Here is a 15,348-nt window from a genome sequence, read left to right on the forward strand (position 1 = left end):
TTAGTTTATTTACAACAAAATAATTAAAAAAATAACTTTGAAATTATTCAAAAAAATAAAAAATGTATATTGCAGTTCAAAAGTTAAGTAACCAATAACTTAAAAAGAGTTTCAATTAAAATATTGAAACTCTTTTTGTGAAAAAAACTATAATCTTATTTTGTTTAAAATAATCTATAAGAGAATTTCAAACCAATTGCAGGAGACAGCAAACCGTAATTTGTATCTAAATTTCTTAAAACTCCAGCACCTATATGGAAATTAAACAACCATTTTTCGCTTAAATTTCTTTGAAAACCCCAATGAATTTCTGTAAGTATTGCGTTTTGTAAAGGATCATAATCTTTGTTAGGAGAAAAACGAGTTGTAAAGTATTTAGTTTGTAAACCTACATAATTACCAGCATTATTAGCTACATTTTTTCCTTTCTTATATCTTTTATCTAAATTATAAAATCGTTTAAGTTCTACCTTAACATAAGCCGCTAAGCTAGTGTTGAAATCCCAAACGTAGGCTTCATTAGAATCTACGCCTCCACCAACACCAGCTCCAAAATCTAAAAGTAATTTTTCTGAAATTGGTAACTCATAACTAGCACCTATCCCTAATAAATTATATTCTAATTTAAATTGTTTTTGTAACGTTATATCTTGGGCAAATAAATTACCTACCATTAGAGACAGTATTAAATAAATTGTTTTTTTCATTTTAATATTTATTAGTATTTATTAATATTTAACTTTAAATTTCGAGCCACCCCAATTACCATTATATAAAGCACCTGATTCTAATTCGATATCCACTGAATTTACCATATCAAATCTAAACTTAAACTTAAATCCAATATTATTCTTAGTACTTCCGTTAGCATTATTATGCTTTGATGAAAACAAAATAGAAAAATCATCAATCTTAAAATTTTGTGGCACTTCAAAATCACGTTTTGCTACAGCCAGTTTATTGACAGAAATTTTTTCCCCAAATAAACTATAAGCTACTGGTTTTGCTTTCATAGTTTCAGGATCAACATAAACAAATACTATTGCTGCAGTTTCACCTTTCTTTAAATCTATTTTTTTAACTTGTAATGCTTCATATGCTAGCTTAATAATTTCAGTATTACTTAAGGTATATTTCAATGAGTATATATTGACTGTAATAGCTTTATTAATTTTTTTACCAAAAAAGTTTTTTAAATCAAAATCAATATCTAAAATAGGTTTAGTTTGACTTACAGTTGGTGTGATCAAGTTTAAACTATTTGATGCTAATGTTAATAAATTGTCTGGATCAGGTGTATAGGTTTTTACAGTATTCGTATTAAAATCATATTCATTAGAAGTGTAAATTATACTACTATTTGGTTTAGACAGAAAAAAAGTATGTATTTTATTGAATATTTTAACAGCATCACTCCAACTGGCTGAAAAAGAAGGACCTCTTTTTACTGTTTTTGTGTTTAAAATAACTTTTTTATTTAACAGATAAACTTCATTCGCACTCCTATCAGAAAACCAGCCAAACCAAGTTTTATTTTTAAATTTTGCTTGAGCATATACATCTTGAAAAAAATAAAAATCAGCCGCCTCAAATATAGTTCTTAGTTTTTTATCTTTATTAAAAAAATATTCACAAACATAAGATTTAGCAAAAATATTGTCTATCCAACCTGCTTTAGTATTTACACAATCAGTATAATTTGAAGTATTTGGATAATTAATTGAATTAGTAGAAGATTGACCACCACCACTTGAAAAGCCACCACCTTGACATCCATAAAATTCTGAGGCTACTTGTAATTCATTAGAAGCGATTGATTCAAGGTTACATTCATCTACACTTTCAACTTTAAAATCTAATAAATTACTTTGATCCGGTATATATAAAAAAACATTATTTGATTTTGGTAAGTTTTTTGAAATAGTTTTATGTGAGTTATTAATTAAATCTCTATCATTTACATGTGTAATAAGTAATCCTTTTTTTGTGTATTTATAAATTGAGTCACCTACTTGAATTACACCATCTTCACTTAAAATAGATGCAAAATTATCATTATTTATTACCCTATCACCTAAAACTGAGTTAATCAGTGCATTCTTATGTAATAAAAAGTTTTCTCTTTTCTTATTTTTATAATCTTCAAAATCCTTATCACTTGCTGTGCTAACTAATTCCATTGGATAAAAACCTTGACTGTAATAACCTTTTATTAATTCTAATTCATACTTTTTTCCTGATTTTAAATTTTTGTAAAGAGTTTTTAAGTTTTCCGATGTTCTAATAACTAAGTTATTGTTTTCAATATCATAGCTTATTTCATTTTTCAAGTTATTATCTAAATTTATATTGGCTTCAAAACTTTCTTGATTGCAAGAAGCTAGAACAATAAACAATAAACAACATTACTAATTTTTTTCATTTTTTTTATATTTTTTACAAATTTAGTTTTTTTTTAAAAATAAAAAAGTATAAATCTAGTAATTATCAAATATAGCTTGAAAACATTTTCTTCTCAAAAAAATAAAAAATGTATATTGCAGTTCAAAAGTTAAGTAACCAATAACTTAAAAAGAGTTTCATTTTTAATATTGAAGCTCTTTTTTTATGATTACTACCTTAATTATTAGCAACTTTGCACTACTATTTTTAAGTTGAAGTATGAACGCTAGAGTCCTTGCCATTATTGCTGTATTTATTGGTACTTTTATTTATGGCATAAATTACACCATTGCAAAAGATGTAATGCCCACTTTTGTAAAACCCTTTGGTTTTATTGTAATTAGAGTGGCAGGTGCTACCCTAATTTTCTGGATTTTAGGCTTATTTATAAAATCAGAAAAAATTGAAAAACAAGATTACAAAAAAATAATAATTGCATCTTTTTTTGGTGTTGCCTTAAATATGTTGGCCTTTTTTAAAGGTTTAAGTTTAACCACACCAATTAGCGCCTCCGTAATGATGGTAACATCGCCCATTATGGTATTACTATTTTCTAGTATTTTGTTAAAAGAAAAAGTGCAAAAATTAAAGATTTTAGGTGTTTTTATTGGGTTAATTGGCACTATAGTTTTAATTGTATATGGCAATTCTAACACAAGCAACGCAACAAATAGTAGTTTAGGCAACTTTTTAGTTTTAGTAAATGCAGCCTCTTATGGCTTGTACCTTGTATTGGTAAAAAATTTAATTGCAAAATACCATCCGTTTACGTTTATAAAATGGTTTTATCTATTTGGTTTTATATTTATTTTACCTATTGGTTGGCAAGAATTTACAGAAATTTCTTGGAGTGCTATGCCTGCAAATATTTATCTTAAAGTAAGCTTTGTAGTAATTTTTACAACTTGTATAACTTATCTTTTTAATCTCTACGGATTAAAAAAGTTAAAACCAACAACAGTAAGTGTATTTATTTACTTACAACCTGTAATTGCAGCAATTTATGCATTAATAACAGGTAGTGATTCTTTAAATTTTATTAAAATACTTGCCAGTATTATTATCTTTCTTGGGGTGTTTTTAGTAATTAAACAGCCTAAAAGTGTAACGAAATAAAGTTATATTTGCAAGGCATTAAAAATGATGATTTTATGATTCAATCTATGACGGGTTATGGGAAAGCAATACTACAATTGCCAACCAAAAAAGTAACCATAGAAATTAAATCTTTAAATAGTAAAAATTTAGATTTAAACGTTCGCATACCTTCTTATTACAAAGAAAAAGAGCTTGCTGTTCGCAAAAAATTAGCAAAAGCTTTAATTAGAGGAAAAGTAGATTTTAGCATTTTTGTAGAAATGACTGCAGATGAAACTTCTACAACTATAAATCATGGTGTAGTTAAAGATTACATACAACAATTAAAAAATGTAGTGCAATCTGGTAGTTCTAATGATGTAGAATTACTAAAAATGGCAGTAAAAATGCCAGATGCCTTAAAAACAGAACGTGAAGCATTAGATGAAAATGAATGGACATTAATTGACCAAAATATTGATGTTGCCATAAACGAAATTGTACAATATAGAAGAGACGAAGCTGCCTCTTTAGAAATAGATTTCAAAGAAAGAATTGCAAATATTAAGCAGTATTTAGAAGAAGTAAAAGCTTTGGATAGTGATAGAATTGAAAACGTAAAAACGCGTTTAAAAAAGGCTATAGACGATTTAAAAGTAGATACCGACCAAAATAGATTTGAACAAGAACTAATTTATTATCTAGAAAAATTAGACATTAATGAAGAAAAAGTACGGTTAGCAAACCATTTAGACTACTTTTTAGAAACCTTAGCAACACCAGATTCTAACGGTAAAAAATTAGGTTTTGTAATTCAAGAAATGGGTAGAGAAATTAATACAACAGGTTCTAAAGCCAACTTTGCACCCATGCAAAAAGCAGTTATTCAAATGAAAAACGAGTTAGAACAAATTAAAGAGCAAATTCTAAACGTGCTTTAATCAGTTTTAAGTTGATGGTTTTTAATTTACAGAAAAAACAGCAACCAAAAACTAGCCACCAAAAACAACATTTTATGTCAGATTTTAAAGGGAAATTATTTGTATTTTCTGCACCTTCTGGTTCTGGTAAAACCACCATTGTACGTCATTTATTAAATCAAGAAAAATTTAATTTAGCGTTTTCTATTTCTGCTACTTCTAGGGCGCCTAGAGGCGAAGAAAAAAATGGAAAAGATTACTATTTTATAAATTTAAAAGAATTTAAAAACCATATTAAAAATGATGCGTTTTTAGAATGGGAAGAAGTTTATAGAGACAATTTTTACGGTACTTTAAAAACAGAAGTAGAACGCATTTGGGCATTAAAAAAACATGTTATTTTTGATATTGATGTAGCTGGCGGTTTGCGCATTAAGAAAAAATTTCCAGAGCAAACTTTATCTGTTTTTGTAAAACCACCAAGCATAGACGAATTAAAAATCCGTTTGAAAAAACGAAAAACAGAAAGCGAAGACAAAATAAACATGCGTATTGCAAAAGCCTCTGTAGAATTAGCAACTGCGCCTCAATTTGATAAAATTATAAAAAATTATATTTTAGAAGATGCTTTACAAGAAGCAGAAGATTTAGTTGGTAATTTTTTAGAATTAAAAGTATAGAGAAGCAAGAAAATAGACGTAAAAATAATGATGATTAAGAAGTCTCTTTTCTTTCATCTTTTTTCTAATATCTTTAAAAAATGAGTAAAGTAGGTTTGTATTTTGGCACTTTTAACCCCATACATGTTGGGCATTTAATTATTGCCAATTATATGGTAGAAAATTCTGATTTAGATGAAATTTGGATGGTGGTTACACCTCACAATCCGTTTAAAAAGAAAAGTTCTTTATTAGAAAATCATCACAGGTTAGAGCTTGTGTACAAAGCAACAGAAGACTACGTAAAAATTAAACCTTCTAATATTGAGTTTAATTTGCCTCAGCCTAATTATACGGTACATACTTTAGCGCATATTTCAGACAAATATCCAAAGAAAACATTTTGTTTAATTATGGGCGAAGACAATTTAAAGAGTTTTCATAAATGGAAAAATTATGAAGTTATTTTAGAAAATCATCACATTTATGTATACCCAAGAATTGCAAAAGGTATTGTTGATCATCAATTTAAAAATCATAGTAAAATTCATAAAGTAGATGCACCTATTGTACAAATATCTTCTACATTAATTAGAAACAGTATTAAAGAGGGGAAAAATATAGAACCTATGCTTACCAAAGAAGTTTGGCAATATATAGATGAAATGAATTTTTACAAGAAATAGTTTTCTTATTTTTACGTTAGTTACACAAACAGAACTGCATTAATTTTGGTAAAAAAGAATAAAAAAAAGGGTAAAATAAAACAAAAACTAACCGATAAATACAGGTTGGTAGTTTTAAATGAAGATACTTTTGAAGAGCGATTCTCTTTAAAACTATCTCTTTTAAACGTATTTGTTTTAGGCGGTTTTTTTTCTATATTTTTAATTGCCATAACTACTGTTTTAATAGCATTTACACCAATTAAAGAGTATATTCCTGGCTATTCATCATCCAAATTAAAAGCAACTGCTGTAAAATTAACTTTTGAAGCAGATTCTTTAAAGCAAAAATTAGCTGTTTTAGAAAATTATACAAAAGCTATAAAACCCGTTTTAACAGGAGAAATTACTTCTGAAGAAATTGACTCTATTCAAGAAAATGCCAAAAGAATAGCTATAAATGAGCTTGATTTAAATGCTACCAAACAAGATTCTATTTTCAGGAAAAAAATAGAATTAAAAAATAAATTTGCTATTGAGAATAGCAATACAAATAACATAAAAATTGTTTTCTTTGCTCCTTTAAATGGTACAATTTCTCAAAATTTTGAATCCAACACCAAGCATTTTGCTGTAGATATTGTGGCTAAAACAGGTACTCCTGTAAAAGCTGTAGCAGACGGAACTGTAATTTTTTCTGGATGGACAGCAGAAACAGGTTATGTAATTCTCTTAAAACATAATAAAGACTTTATTTCTGTATACAAACACAATGGTAACTTGTTAAAAGACCAAGGCGATATTGTAAAATCTGGAGAGGTAATTGCCAGTGTTGGTGCTACAGGTGAGTTAACCACAGGAACACATTTACATTTTGAACTTTGGAAAGGTGGTTATGCCGTAAATCCTTCTAACTTTATAGATTTTTAAAAAATGAGTATCAAATCTTTCTTTGCAATTCCGTTTGCAAAATATGCTACAAAAAAAGTATTAAAATGGGCAAACAACCCGCATAAAACGCAAGAAAAAGTTTTTAAAAACTTAATAGCAAAAGGCAGTAAAACTGTTTTTGGTAAAGATCATAATTTTAATGAAATAAAAAATTATAGCGATTTTAAAAAGCAGGTTAAAGTTACCGATTATGAAGGTTTAAGAACTTATGTAGATAGAATGGTTGCTGGTGAAACCGATGTTTTATGGCCAGGGAAACCTTTGTACTACGCCAAAACATCTGGCACCACTTCTGGCGCAAAATACATACCCATTACCAAAGAATCTATGCCAACACATATTAGTGCTGCAAAAAATGCAATGCTCTTTTACATGTTAGAAAAAAATGACGCAAGTTTTGTAGATGGAAAAATGATTTTTTTACAAGGAAGTCCCGTTTTAGAAGACAAAAACGGCGTTAAATTGGGCAGACTAAGTGGTATTGCAGCACATTATGTACCTAATTATCTAATGAAAAATAGATTGCCAAGTTGGGAAACCAATTGTATAGAAGATTGGGACACAAAAGTAAATGCAGTTGTAGAAGAAACGGTTCATGAAGATATGTCTGTTATTAGCGGCATACCTTCTTGGGTGCAAATGTATTTTGAAAAATTAATTGAAAAAACAGGTAAAAACATTTCAGAATTGTTCCCTAATTTTAATTTCTTTATCTACGGTGGCGTAAATTTTGAACCCTACAAAAACAAGTTTGAAAGTTTAATTGGTAAAAAAATCGATTATATAGAATTATATCCTGCTTCTGAAGGTTTTATTGCTTACCAAGATTCTCAAACAGAAAAAGGAATGTTACTGCAGTTAAATTCTGGTATTTTCTATGAATTTATTCCTGCAACCGAATTTTTTGATGAAAACCCAACAAGAATTTCCTTAAAGGATGTAAAAATTGGGGTTAATTACGTAATCATCTTAAATACCACCGCAGGTCTTTGGGGTTACAATATTGGTGATACTGTAGAGTTTACATCAACAAAACCTTACAGAATTAAAGTAACTGGTAGAATTAAACATTTTATATCTGCCTTTGGCGAACATGTTATTGGTAAAGAAGTAGAAAAAGCTTTAAACGATGCCATTAAAGGAACGGACGTAAACATTAGTGAATTTACAGTAGCACCACAAGTAAATCCAACAAGTGGCTTACCTTATCATGAGTGGTTTATAGAATTTGAAAATGAACCGGAAAATTTAGAAGAATTTGCTAAAAAAGTAGATGCCTCTATGCAAGAACAAAATATTTATTATTTTGATTTAATTGAAGGTAAAGTTTTAAGACCTCTACTAATAAGTAAAGTAAAAAAAGGTGGTTTTCATGCTTATATGAAATCTATAGGCAAATTTGGCGGACAAAATAAAATTCCGCAATTGTCTGATAACAGGAAAATTGCAGATGTATTGCAAGATTTTTTAATTTAATAGTAACTAAATAGAAACAAAATGGGAGGAGATTATTTATTTTTAGTATTAGCATTAGCTTTAGTTATTGTGTATTTTTACAACAAATTTAGAAACAGACGCTAAAATGAGTACAATTAGAATTACAAAGAAATTTAACTTTGAAACAGGGCACGCTTTGTATGGTTACGATGGAAAATGCAAAAACGTACACGGGCACTCTTACAAACTTTTTGTTACCGTTTCTGGTAAACCAATAACAGATACCAACAACGTAAAACTAGGAATGGTTATAGATTTTGGGGATTTAAAAAAAATTGTAAATGAAGAAATTGTAGATGTTTTTGACCATGCTACTGTTTTTAATAAAAATACACCTCATGTAGAATTGGCTAAAGAGTTAATGGATAGAGGACACGAGGTTTTATTAGTAGACTTCCAACCTACAAGTGAAATGATGATTATTGATTTTGCTAAAAAAATTAAAAACAGATTGCCTAAAAATATAAAACTACATTCTTTAAAATTGCAAGAAACTAGTACTAGTTTTGCAGAATGGTTTGCAAGCGAAAACTAAAATAGCCATTTTTACGTTTTTCTGAATAAAGTGTATCTTTGATGAAAAAACAATTATGAAAAAAATAAACTTTATATTTTTAATTTTAGTAACAGCTATTACAATTTCTAGCTGTAACGATAATGAGGTTGATGCACCGTCTTTTAATCTATCAAAAGAAAACATTATTGGGAATTATGAAATCACAGCTTTAGATTTAAATACAGAAGTTTCTAACGAAATATCTTCTGGCATTTTTGCTACATTTTCTACTGCAAGATTTGTTGGAGATATTTTTCAAGTAACGCTGGTTTTAAATACTGATAATACGTATACTTTATCTGGTCAATATAGCGTTAAAACTACAATTAGCATAGTTGGTGCCCCAAACCCAACCATACCAAATTCTATTGTTAATTTTGATGATGCTGGTACTTATAGTATTGATGCAACTGTTAATACAATTGAGTTTGTATCTCAAAATATTAATTTTTTAGGAGCTACAGCGCTAGATCCTATTTATTTAGATACTAAATTTATTGTAAGTGATTTTAATGAAGAATCGTTTACCATCTCTCAAGAATCAGAAAATATTGTAGACAAAATAAAAACAGAAACGGAATCTACCGTTCGCTTTCAAAGAAAATAAATTTTAAAACTTATTTAAAAAAATCAATCTTATTTTAGGTTGATTTTTTTTTTGCTTATTTTCCATTATAAGTATTCATTGTATTTGCTAAACCAACTGTACCAAAAGAAACCACCACTTTGGCAGCTATTGGTAAACGCTCTATTAATTGGCTAATTTCTTCTTTGTTCCAATCACCTAATACATAATCTACTTGCCTGCCTTTAGCGTAATTAGCACCTACACCAAAACGAAACCTTGGGTATTTGTTTGTACCTAATTTTTCTTGAATATCTTTTAAACCATTATGGCCACCATCACTGCCTTTAGCTTTTACACGAATGGTGCCAAAATCTATATTTAAATCGTCTGTAACCACCAAAATATTATCAATGGCAATTTTTTCTTTTTGCATCCAATATTTTACTGCTTTACCACTTAAATTCATAAATGTATTTGGCTTTAATAAGAAAAAGGTTCTTCCTTTAAAACGGAATGTAGCAACATCACCCAACTTTTCTGTTTCAAAAGAAACTTTATGTTCTTCTGCTACTTCATCTAAAATTTTAAAGCCAATATTATGACGTGTTTCAAGATACTTATCACCAATATTACCTAAACCAACAATTAAAAATTTTTTCATTAAATCTTCTTTTACTTGCTTTTGTACACCTAAACTACTTTTTAAAAATGTGCAAAGTTTCATATTTCAAAAATAAGATTCTTAATTAAAACCTAGAGTATAACCACAGAAAAGTTATTGTTTTGAATTTTATATAACTTCTATTTAATACTAATCTTTTAAGACAAAAAGAACTATCAATTTTTATTTAAAAAACCTGTAGCAAATTCTGGGTATAAAAAAAGCGCTACAATTTTTGTAACGCTTTTTAATAATTTAAGAAAACAGTATTTATTCAGCTGCTGCTGATTCTGCTGCTTCAGTTTCTTCCTCTTCAACTACAACTGTTGCATTTCTAGAAGTTCTAACTTGTACAACTACTGTATTTTCTGGGTGCATAAATGTATAATCGTCATTAAATAAAGACGTAATTACTAATTTATTACCAATTTTTAAGCTAGAAATATCTGCTGTAACAAAATCTGGTAAGTTTGCAGGAATAGCTTTTACTTTTAATTTACGGTTTGTAAAACGTAAAGACCCACCATTTAATACTCCTGGAGAAGTACCTGTTAATTTAACAGGAATTTCCATTGTAACTTCTTTATCATCAAATAACTGATAAAAATCTACGTGTAAAATTTTATCTGTTACTGGGTGAAATTGGATATCTTGTAAGATAGCCGATATTTTTTGTCCATCAACATGAATTTCTGCAGTATAAACGTTTGGAGTATACACCAAGTTTTTAAATGCTAATTCTTCTGCTGAAAAATGCATTGGCTTGTCTCCTCCGTAAATAACGCAAGGAACCATACCAGCATTACGTAAGGCTTTGGTTGCTACCTTGCCCACGCTTTCTCTTTTTGATCCTTTAATTGTAATTGATTTCATTACTTTTTTTTAAATATTTATATTATAAATTTTCCACTAATCGAAGTATTATCTTGCACTTTATGCATAACATCGGCGAATAATGGCGCGCAAGATACTACTTTTATTTTAGAAGTAACCTTTTTTAACGGAATTGTGTCTGAAACAATTAGTTCTGTTAAAGCAGAGTCTTCTATCTTCTCATAAGCACCACCAGAAAGCACTGGATGTGTACAAATTGCACGAACACTTATTGCTCCTCTTTCTTTCATTAAATTTGCGGCATGTGCTAGCGTTCCTCCAGTATCTATCATATCATCTACAAGAATAATATTTTTGCCTTTTACATCTCCAATTACTTCCATATGCCCAATTACATTTGCCTTTTTACGTTGCTTGTAACAAATAACTACATCTGCATGTAAATGCTTAGAATAGGCGTACGCTCTTTTAGAACCTCCCATATCTGGAGAAGCAATTGTTAAATTGTCTAATTTTAAACTTTCTATATATGGCATAAAAATAGTAGATGCGAATAAATGATCTACTGGCCTTTCAAAAAATCCTTGAATTTGATCTGCATGCAAATCCATTGTCATAATTCTTGTAGCACCTGCTGCTTCTAATAATTTTGCTACTAATTTTGCACCAATAGCAACTCTTGGTTTATCTTTTCTATCTTGTCTTGCCATACCAAAATAAGGCATTACTGCTGTAATATGTCTTGCTGATGCTCTTTTTGCAGCATCCAAAATTAATAGCATTTCCATAAGGTTATCTGCATTTGGAAATGTAGATCCTATTATAAAAACACGTCTTCCTCTTACAGATTCTTCAAATGCTGGTTGAAATTCACCATCGTTAAAATAGGTGATTTTAATATTTCCCAACTCTGTGTTATATTCTTTGGCAATTTTAGCTGCTAAATCTTTACTTTGTCTGCAGGCAAAAAGTTTTGGTGCTAATTGATTTGTAGGCATTTAGATATAATTTATATGTTGTTTTTATCTAATGGCAAAAGTAGAAATTATTTATTGAGTTTGGTATTTATTTATTGACTTTAAAATAAAATAATTTTATACATTTGCAGTCTTCTTAAATATTTTGATTTAAGAAAAGTCTATAACTTGCTCAAGTGGCGGAATTGGTAGACGCGCTGGATTCAAAATCCAGTTCTTTCGGGAGTGTGGGTTCGATTCCCACCTTGAGTACTAAAAAACCCTGTTAAACAATTGTTTAACAGGGTTTTGTGTATTTTACAGTAACGTTTTGGTAACAATAACTAGCTGAGAAAAACAAGAATAAAGGCAAGTTTTAATTGTCTATAAAATTTTTTAGTGGGTCTATTTCATCTGCTTTTTTATATCCCCATTTGATATATTTTTTTAATTCTTGACCAAGTTCGCCCTCTTTCTGTTTCTTTAATTCTAATACTTTAAGGTAATGACGAATATCTTTTGCTATTTTATAATCCTGAGAACTTTTTATTAATGCTTCTAATTTTGATTTTTCAATTTCAATTAACCTTTGTTTCTCTTGCTCTAAAATTCTTTCTTGCTCTATTTTCTCTTCTTCTATTTTTTGAAGTTTTCGATACTCTGACCATTCATAACTTTTTTTTTCAATATATTCATAAATTTGGATTAAATAATCTTCTAATCTTTTAGTTTTTTTGTCTATCCAAATCTTTCTAGGATAATCTAAAATTTTAAGCTCTAAATCCTCACTTTTGACAAAAACATTATGCGAAAAACTATATCCTACCTCTTGTTCTCTTTTTCTATAAAATTTTTGCCTAAGGGTAAATTCAGTTAACTGACCATACATTTCGATATGACAACGATTATACTTTATTCTTATAGTATGATTATTCCTTTCTAAAAGACTTAAAAGTTCATTCATAAAATTAAATGCTCTTGACCTTAATTTTGGCTCAACAGATATTGGCAATAAACTACCACTATACTTTTTTCTTTCTCCCCAAGTTTCTGTGCCCTCTCTATCAAGCTTTTCAAGCTCTAGTTTTGTTTTTATTACTAAAGGATGTAATTTATTTGACATTATTTTATTTATAAGTGGTTCTTGTAAGAGGAAAGTGTACACTTCTAAAGATTAAATTATCTGTTATGTCCTTACTTTCAATTTTTTACCAATTTGTAATGTGATAAAAAAGTTTATTTAAATCTTTTTTTCAAGGTGCTATTTCTAGAACTTCCCAAATATTTCCTCTGAAACATCTCTACTATCTCTTAAACCACTTTCACTTAAAATATTAATAAAACCTAATTTACACTGATTAATTAATTTATTATTTGGAATATGGTGATAATTTCCAGACTTGCTGTCTTCTTGATCTATTTTAGGGTATAATAACATACTCTTTTCCGATTTCCAATATAAATTATATACAAACATTTGTTTTAAATCATCGTCTGATGGTTTGTAAGTACTTACTATTTTCCATTTAGTATCTATGATATACGTTTCTTCTTTATGTTTAATTACTATATCCGGTTTAAAGTTTCTGGAGACTTAAGTGAATATTATCAAAATGTAAAAAACACACCTATTTCAGAAGCTGCAATTGTTGGTATAGGTACAGGTTTGGCTTTAAAAGGTATGGCTCCAATTATAGAAATAATGTTTGGTGATTTTATGACCTTAATTTTTGATCAATTGTATAACCATGCTTGTAAATTTGCTGCAATGTCTAACTACCAAATAGACGTTCCTTTGGTAATTAGAACACCTATGGGTGGCAAAAGAGGTTATGGGCCAACACACAGCCAATCACTAGAAAAATTCTTTTTAGGAATTCCTAACCTTTTAATTACTGTTTTAAATTATAGAATTGAACCCAAAAAATTATACAAAGCTATTTTTTCAGAAAAAAACCCAACAATTGTTATAGAAAATAAAGTATTATATACCAAGAAGTTACAAACAGAAGTTTTAATAGGATATCAAGTAGAAATAAGTACAGAAAAATACCCAACCATTAAAATAAAACCCGAAATCAAAAAACCTAATGTAACCATTTTATGTTATGGAGAAATGTTGGAAGATGTGGAACATGCAATAGAAATAGCTTTTGATGAAGAAGAAATTTTTTGCGAAATTATTTGTCCATCTCAAATAAGCCCTTTAAATATGGCGCCAATTCTTGCATCAATACAAAATACAAAACGCTTGTTAATAGTTGAAGAAGGTACAAATATTGCAGCTTACAGTGCAGAAGTAGCGGCACAAATTATGCAAAGCAATGTGCATTTAAAATCTTTTAAAAGATTATCTAACAACGAAATAATACCAAGTTCTATGAAAGTAGAAACAGACATGTTACCTAAACCAGCATCAATTTTTAATAAAATACAAGAAATGTTTTATGAATAATTTATTTCCAATCATAATGACAAAAGAAGGCGTTAGTGACGATTTTTATCTTATTAATGAATTGTATAAAACAAGAGCTTCTGCCGTTAAAAAAGGCGATTTAATTTTATGTTTTGAAACCTCTAAAATTGCCATAGATATGGAATCTCCAACAGATGGTTATATCTTTTTTGATATTAAAAAAAATGATAAAGTTAAAATTGGACAAACCATAGCTGTAGTTTCAAAAGAAAAAGATTTTTCTTACAAAAATTGGTTTCAAGTTAATAATAAACCAAAAATAGAAATTAAAAAACCAAGAAATAGTAACATAAAAATCTCTAAACCAGCGCAAAAACTTATCGACAAAAATCAAATAGATATTGCAGTTTTTAAAAATTTATCTTTAATTACTACATCAGATGTAGAAAATTACCTTTTAAATCTAAGCGAAACCAATAATATCTTAGAAATTCCGCCGATAAATAAAACCAGCGTAGTAATTTTTGGAGCTGGCGGACATGCAAAAATGTGTATAGACATTGTTAAGCAAACAAAAGCTTATAAAATTATAGGAATTGTTGATGATAGCTTAGCTCCTCAAACAAAAATATTTGATATTCCTGTTTTAGGAAAACCAGAAATATTAAATAAGTTAATTGCAACAGGTTTACAAAATGTTATTTTAGGTATTGGTGGTGTTTTATCAAAAGGAATCAGAATAAAAAAGTTTAACTATATAAAAGAATTGGCCTTAAATATACCCACAATTATACACCCTTCTGCATCTTTAGAACCTTCTGTTTTTTTAGGAGAAGGAAATCAAATTATGCAAGGTGCAATTTTAGGAAGTAACGTAAAAATTGGTAATAACTGTATTATTAATTCAGGATCAATTATTTCTCATGATACCGTTATTGGCAATAATGTGCATATAGCGCCTGGTGCAATTATTGGTGGTGGTGTAACCATTAAAGACAATACAATAATTGGTATGGGATGTACTATTTTTTTAGGTTTAACTATAGGTAAAAATGTAACCATACAAAACGGAATACATATTTTTAACAATGTTATAGACAATAAAAACATTCAATAAGACAAATAATACAAATAAAATTACGATAT

The 15,348-nt window shown here is 28.5% G+C and carries 17 protein-coding genes, 1 tRNA gene and 1 pseudogene; 11 read left to right on the plus strand and 8 right to left on the minus strand.

Features of this window, described 5'->3' with window-relative positions:
- Positions 1–164 precede the first annotated feature (164 nt).
- Positions 165–707, minus strand: coding sequence for a hypothetical protein (locus Q0762_RS00375; protein WP_298762458.1), 543 nt, complete (start codon positions 705–707; stop codon positions 165–167).
- 21 nt (positions 708–728) lie between these two features.
- Positions 729–2,330, minus strand: a complete 1,602-nt coding sequence (locus tag Q0762_RS00380; protein WP_298762460.1) for a hypothetical protein — start codon at positions 2,328–2,330, stop codon at positions 729–731.
- Between the two features lie 331 nt (positions 2,331–2,661).
- Between Q0762_RS00380 and Q0762_RS00385 the strand changes: the two genes are divergently transcribed.
- The 8 genes from Q0762_RS00385 (at position 2,662) to Q0762_RS00420 (ending at position 9,374) form a co-directional block, all read left to right on the plus strand.
- On the plus strand, positions 2,662–3,558 hold the full coding sequence (locus Q0762_RS00385; protein ID WP_298762462.1) for a DMT family transporter: 897 nt from the start codon (positions 2,662–2,664) through the stop codon (positions 3,556–3,558).
- Between the two features lie 47 nt (positions 3,559–3,605).
- Positions 3,606–4,460 (plus strand): DUF1732 domain-containing protein, encoded by an 855-nt coding sequence (locus Q0762_RS00390; RefSeq protein WP_298763158.1) that lies wholly within the window; start codon positions 3,606–3,608, stop codon positions 4,458–4,460.
- Positions 4,461–4,534: 74 nt separating this feature from the next.
- The gene (gmk, locus tag Q0762_RS00395) at positions 4,535–5,119 is read left to right on the plus strand and encodes a guanylate kinase (protein ID WP_298762464.1); all 585 of its coding nucleotides are present in this window, start codon (positions 4,535–4,537) and stop codon (positions 5,117–5,119) included.
- 80 nt (positions 5,120–5,199) lie between these two features.
- Positions 5,200–5,784 carry a nicotinate (nicotinamide) nucleotide adenylyltransferase gene (nadD, locus tag Q0762_RS00400; RefSeq protein ID WP_298762466.1) on the plus strand — a complete coding sequence of 195 codons (585 nt, stop codon included), beginning with the start codon at positions 5,200–5,202 and terminating at the stop codon, positions 5,782–5,784.
- A gap of 45 nt (positions 5,785–5,829) precedes the next feature.
- Positions 5,830–6,693: a M23 family metallopeptidase gene (locus Q0762_RS00405; protein WP_298762467.1), complete on the plus strand. Its 864-nt coding sequence runs from the start codon at positions 5,830–5,832 to the stop codon at positions 6,691–6,693.
- A 3-nt stretch (positions 6,694–6,696) separates the two neighbouring features.
- On the plus strand, positions 6,697–8,190 hold the full coding sequence (locus Q0762_RS00410; RefSeq protein ID WP_298762470.1) for a GH3 auxin-responsive promoter family protein: 1,494 nt from the start codon (positions 6,697–6,699) through the stop codon (positions 8,188–8,190).
- Positions 8,191–8,296: 106 nt separating this feature from the next.
- Complete coding sequence (locus Q0762_RS00415; protein ID WP_298762471.1) at positions 8,297–8,746, plus strand: 6-carboxytetrahydropterin synthase; 450 nt, start codon at positions 8,297–8,299, stop codon at positions 8,744–8,746.
- Between the two features lie 55 nt (positions 8,747–8,801).
- Positions 8,802–9,374 carry a hypothetical protein gene (locus tag Q0762_RS00420; protein WP_298762473.1) on the plus strand — a complete coding sequence of 191 codons (573 nt, stop codon included), beginning with the start codon at positions 8,802–8,804 and terminating at the stop codon, positions 9,372–9,374.
- Positions 9,375–9,429: 55 nt separating this feature from the next.
- Here the strand turns inward: Q0762_RS00420 and pth are convergent, their stop codons facing one another.
- The 3 genes from pth to Q0762_RS00435 all read right to left on the minus strand — a co-directional run bounded on the left by pth (position 9,430) and on the right by Q0762_RS00435 (position 11,828).
- The gene (gene pth / locus Q0762_RS00425) at positions 9,430–9,996 is read right to left on the minus strand and encodes an aminoacyl-tRNA hydrolase (RefSeq protein ID WP_298763159.1); all 567 of its coding nucleotides are present in this window, start codon (positions 9,994–9,996) and stop codon (positions 9,430–9,432) included.
- Between the two features lie 270 nt (positions 9,997–10,266).
- Positions 10,267–10,869, minus strand: coding sequence for a 50S ribosomal protein L25/general stress protein Ctc (locus tag Q0762_RS00430; RefSeq protein ID WP_298762476.1), 603 nt, complete (start codon positions 10,867–10,869; stop codon positions 10,267–10,269).
- A gap of 17 nt (positions 10,870–10,886) precedes the next feature.
- A complete protein-coding gene (locus Q0762_RS00435) occupies positions 10,887–11,828 on the minus strand; it encodes a ribose-phosphate pyrophosphokinase (protein ID WP_298762479.1) in 942 nt (313 codons plus the stop codon).
- A 149-nt stretch (positions 11,829–11,977) separates the two neighbouring features.
- Between Q0762_RS00435 and Q0762_RS00440 the strand changes: the two genes are divergently transcribed.
- Positions 11,978–12,059, plus strand: a tRNA-Leu gene (locus Q0762_RS00440).
- A 103-nt stretch (positions 12,060–12,162) separates the two neighbouring features.
- Here the strand turns inward: Q0762_RS00440 and Q0762_RS00445 are convergent.
- From Q0762_RS00445 to Q0762_RS13990, 3 genes and pseudogenes are all read right to left on the minus strand, one after another.
- Entirely contained in the window at positions 12,163–12,909 is a 747-nt protein-coding gene (locus tag Q0762_RS00445) for a hypothetical protein (RefSeq protein ID WP_298762481.1), read from the minus strand.
- Positions 12,910–13,053: 144 nt separating this feature from the next.
- Entirely contained in the window at positions 13,054–13,224 is a 171-nt protein-coding gene (locus Q0762_RS00450; protein WP_298762482.1) for a hypothetical protein, read from the minus strand.
- A gap of 45 nt (positions 13,225–13,269) precedes the next feature.
- Positions 13,270–13,356: pseudogene (locus Q0762_RS13990) on the minus strand (hypothetical protein); the annotation flags it as partial.
- Here Q0762_RS13990 and Q0762_RS00455 point away from each other — a divergent pair.
- Positions 13,342–14,241 carry a transketolase C-terminal domain-containing protein gene (locus tag Q0762_RS00455; RefSeq protein ID WP_298762485.1) on the plus strand — a complete coding sequence of 300 codons (900 nt, stop codon included), beginning with the start codon at positions 13,342–13,344 and terminating at the stop codon, positions 14,239–14,241. The pseudogene Q0762_RS13990 and the gene Q0762_RS00455 sit on opposite strands and share 15 nt — an antisense overlap.
- The gene (locus tag Q0762_RS00460; RefSeq protein ID WP_298762488.1) at positions 14,234–15,319 is read left to right on the plus strand and encodes a NeuD/PglB/VioB family sugar acetyltransferase; all 1,086 of its coding nucleotides are present in this window, start codon (positions 14,234–14,236) and stop codon (positions 15,317–15,319) included. Before Q0762_RS00455 ends, Q0762_RS00460 begins: the two co-directional genes overlap by 8 nt.
- Positions 15,320–15,348: the final 29 nt, after the last annotated feature.

Source organism: uncultured Polaribacter sp. (assembly GCF_947495205.1).
Classification (GTDB): Bacteria; Bacteroidota; Bacteroidia; order Flavobacteriales; family Flavobacteriaceae; genus Polaribacter.

What these genes read in the sequence shown, in the direction of transcription:
- Q0762_RS00375 (WP_298762458.1), bottom strand. Translation starts at nt 707, where the DNA reads ATGAAAAAAACAATTTATTTAATACTGTCTCTAATGGTAGGTAATTTA.
- Q0762_RS00385 (WP_298762462.1), top strand. Translation starts at nt 2,662, where the DNA reads ATGAACGCTAGAGTCCTTGCCATTATTGCTGTATTTATTGGTACTTTT.
- Q0762_RS00390 (WP_298763158.1), top strand. Translation starts at nt 3,606, where the DNA reads ATGACGGGTTATGGGAAAGCAATACTACAATTGCCAACCAAAAAAGTA.
- gmk (WP_298762464.1), top strand. Translation starts at nt 4,535, where the DNA reads ATGTCAGATTTTAAAGGGAAATTATTTGTATTTTCTGCACCTTCTGGT.
- nadD (WP_298762466.1), top strand. Translation starts at nt 5,200, where the DNA reads ATGAGTAAAGTAGGTTTGTATTTTGGCACTTTTAACCCCATACATGTT.
- Q0762_RS00410 (WP_298762470.1), top strand. Translation starts at nt 6,697, where the DNA reads ATGAGTATCAAATCTTTCTTTGCAATTCCGTTTGCAAAATATGCTACA.
- Q0762_RS00415 (WP_298762471.1), top strand. Translation starts at nt 8,297, where the DNA reads ATGAGTACAATTAGAATTACAAAGAAATTTAACTTTGAAACAGGGCAC.
- Q0762_RS00420 (WP_298762473.1), top strand. Translation starts at nt 8,802, where the DNA reads ATGAAAAAAATAAACTTTATATTTTTAATTTTAGTAACAGCTATTACA.
- pth (WP_298763159.1), bottom strand. Translation starts at nt 9,996, where the DNA reads ATGAAAAAATTTTTAATTGTTGGTTTAGGTAATATTGGTGATAAGTAT.
- Q0762_RS00430 (WP_298762476.1), bottom strand. Translation starts at nt 10,869, where the DNA reads ATGAAATCAATTACAATTAAAGGATCAAAAAGAGAAAGCGTGGGCAAG.
- Q0762_RS00435 (WP_298762479.1), bottom strand. Translation starts at nt 11,828, where the DNA reads ATGCCTACAAATCAATTAGCACCAAAACTTTTTGCCTGCAGACAAAGT.
- Q0762_RS00445 (WP_298762481.1), bottom strand. Translation starts at nt 12,909, where the DNA reads ATGTCAAATAAATTACATCCTTTAGTAATAAAAACAAAACTAGAGCTT.
- Q0762_RS00450 (WP_298762482.1), bottom strand. Translation starts at nt 13,224, where the DNA reads ATGTTATTATACCCTAAAATAGATCAAGAAGACAGCAAGTCTGGAAAT.
- Q0762_RS00455 (WP_298762485.1), top strand. Translation starts at nt 13,342, where the DNA reads ATGTTTAATTACTATATCCGGTTTAAAGTTTCTGGAGACTTAAGTGAA.
- Q0762_RS00460 (WP_298762488.1), top strand. Translation starts at nt 14,234, where the DNA reads ATGAATAATTTATTTCCAATCATAATGACAAAAGAAGGCGTTAGTGAC.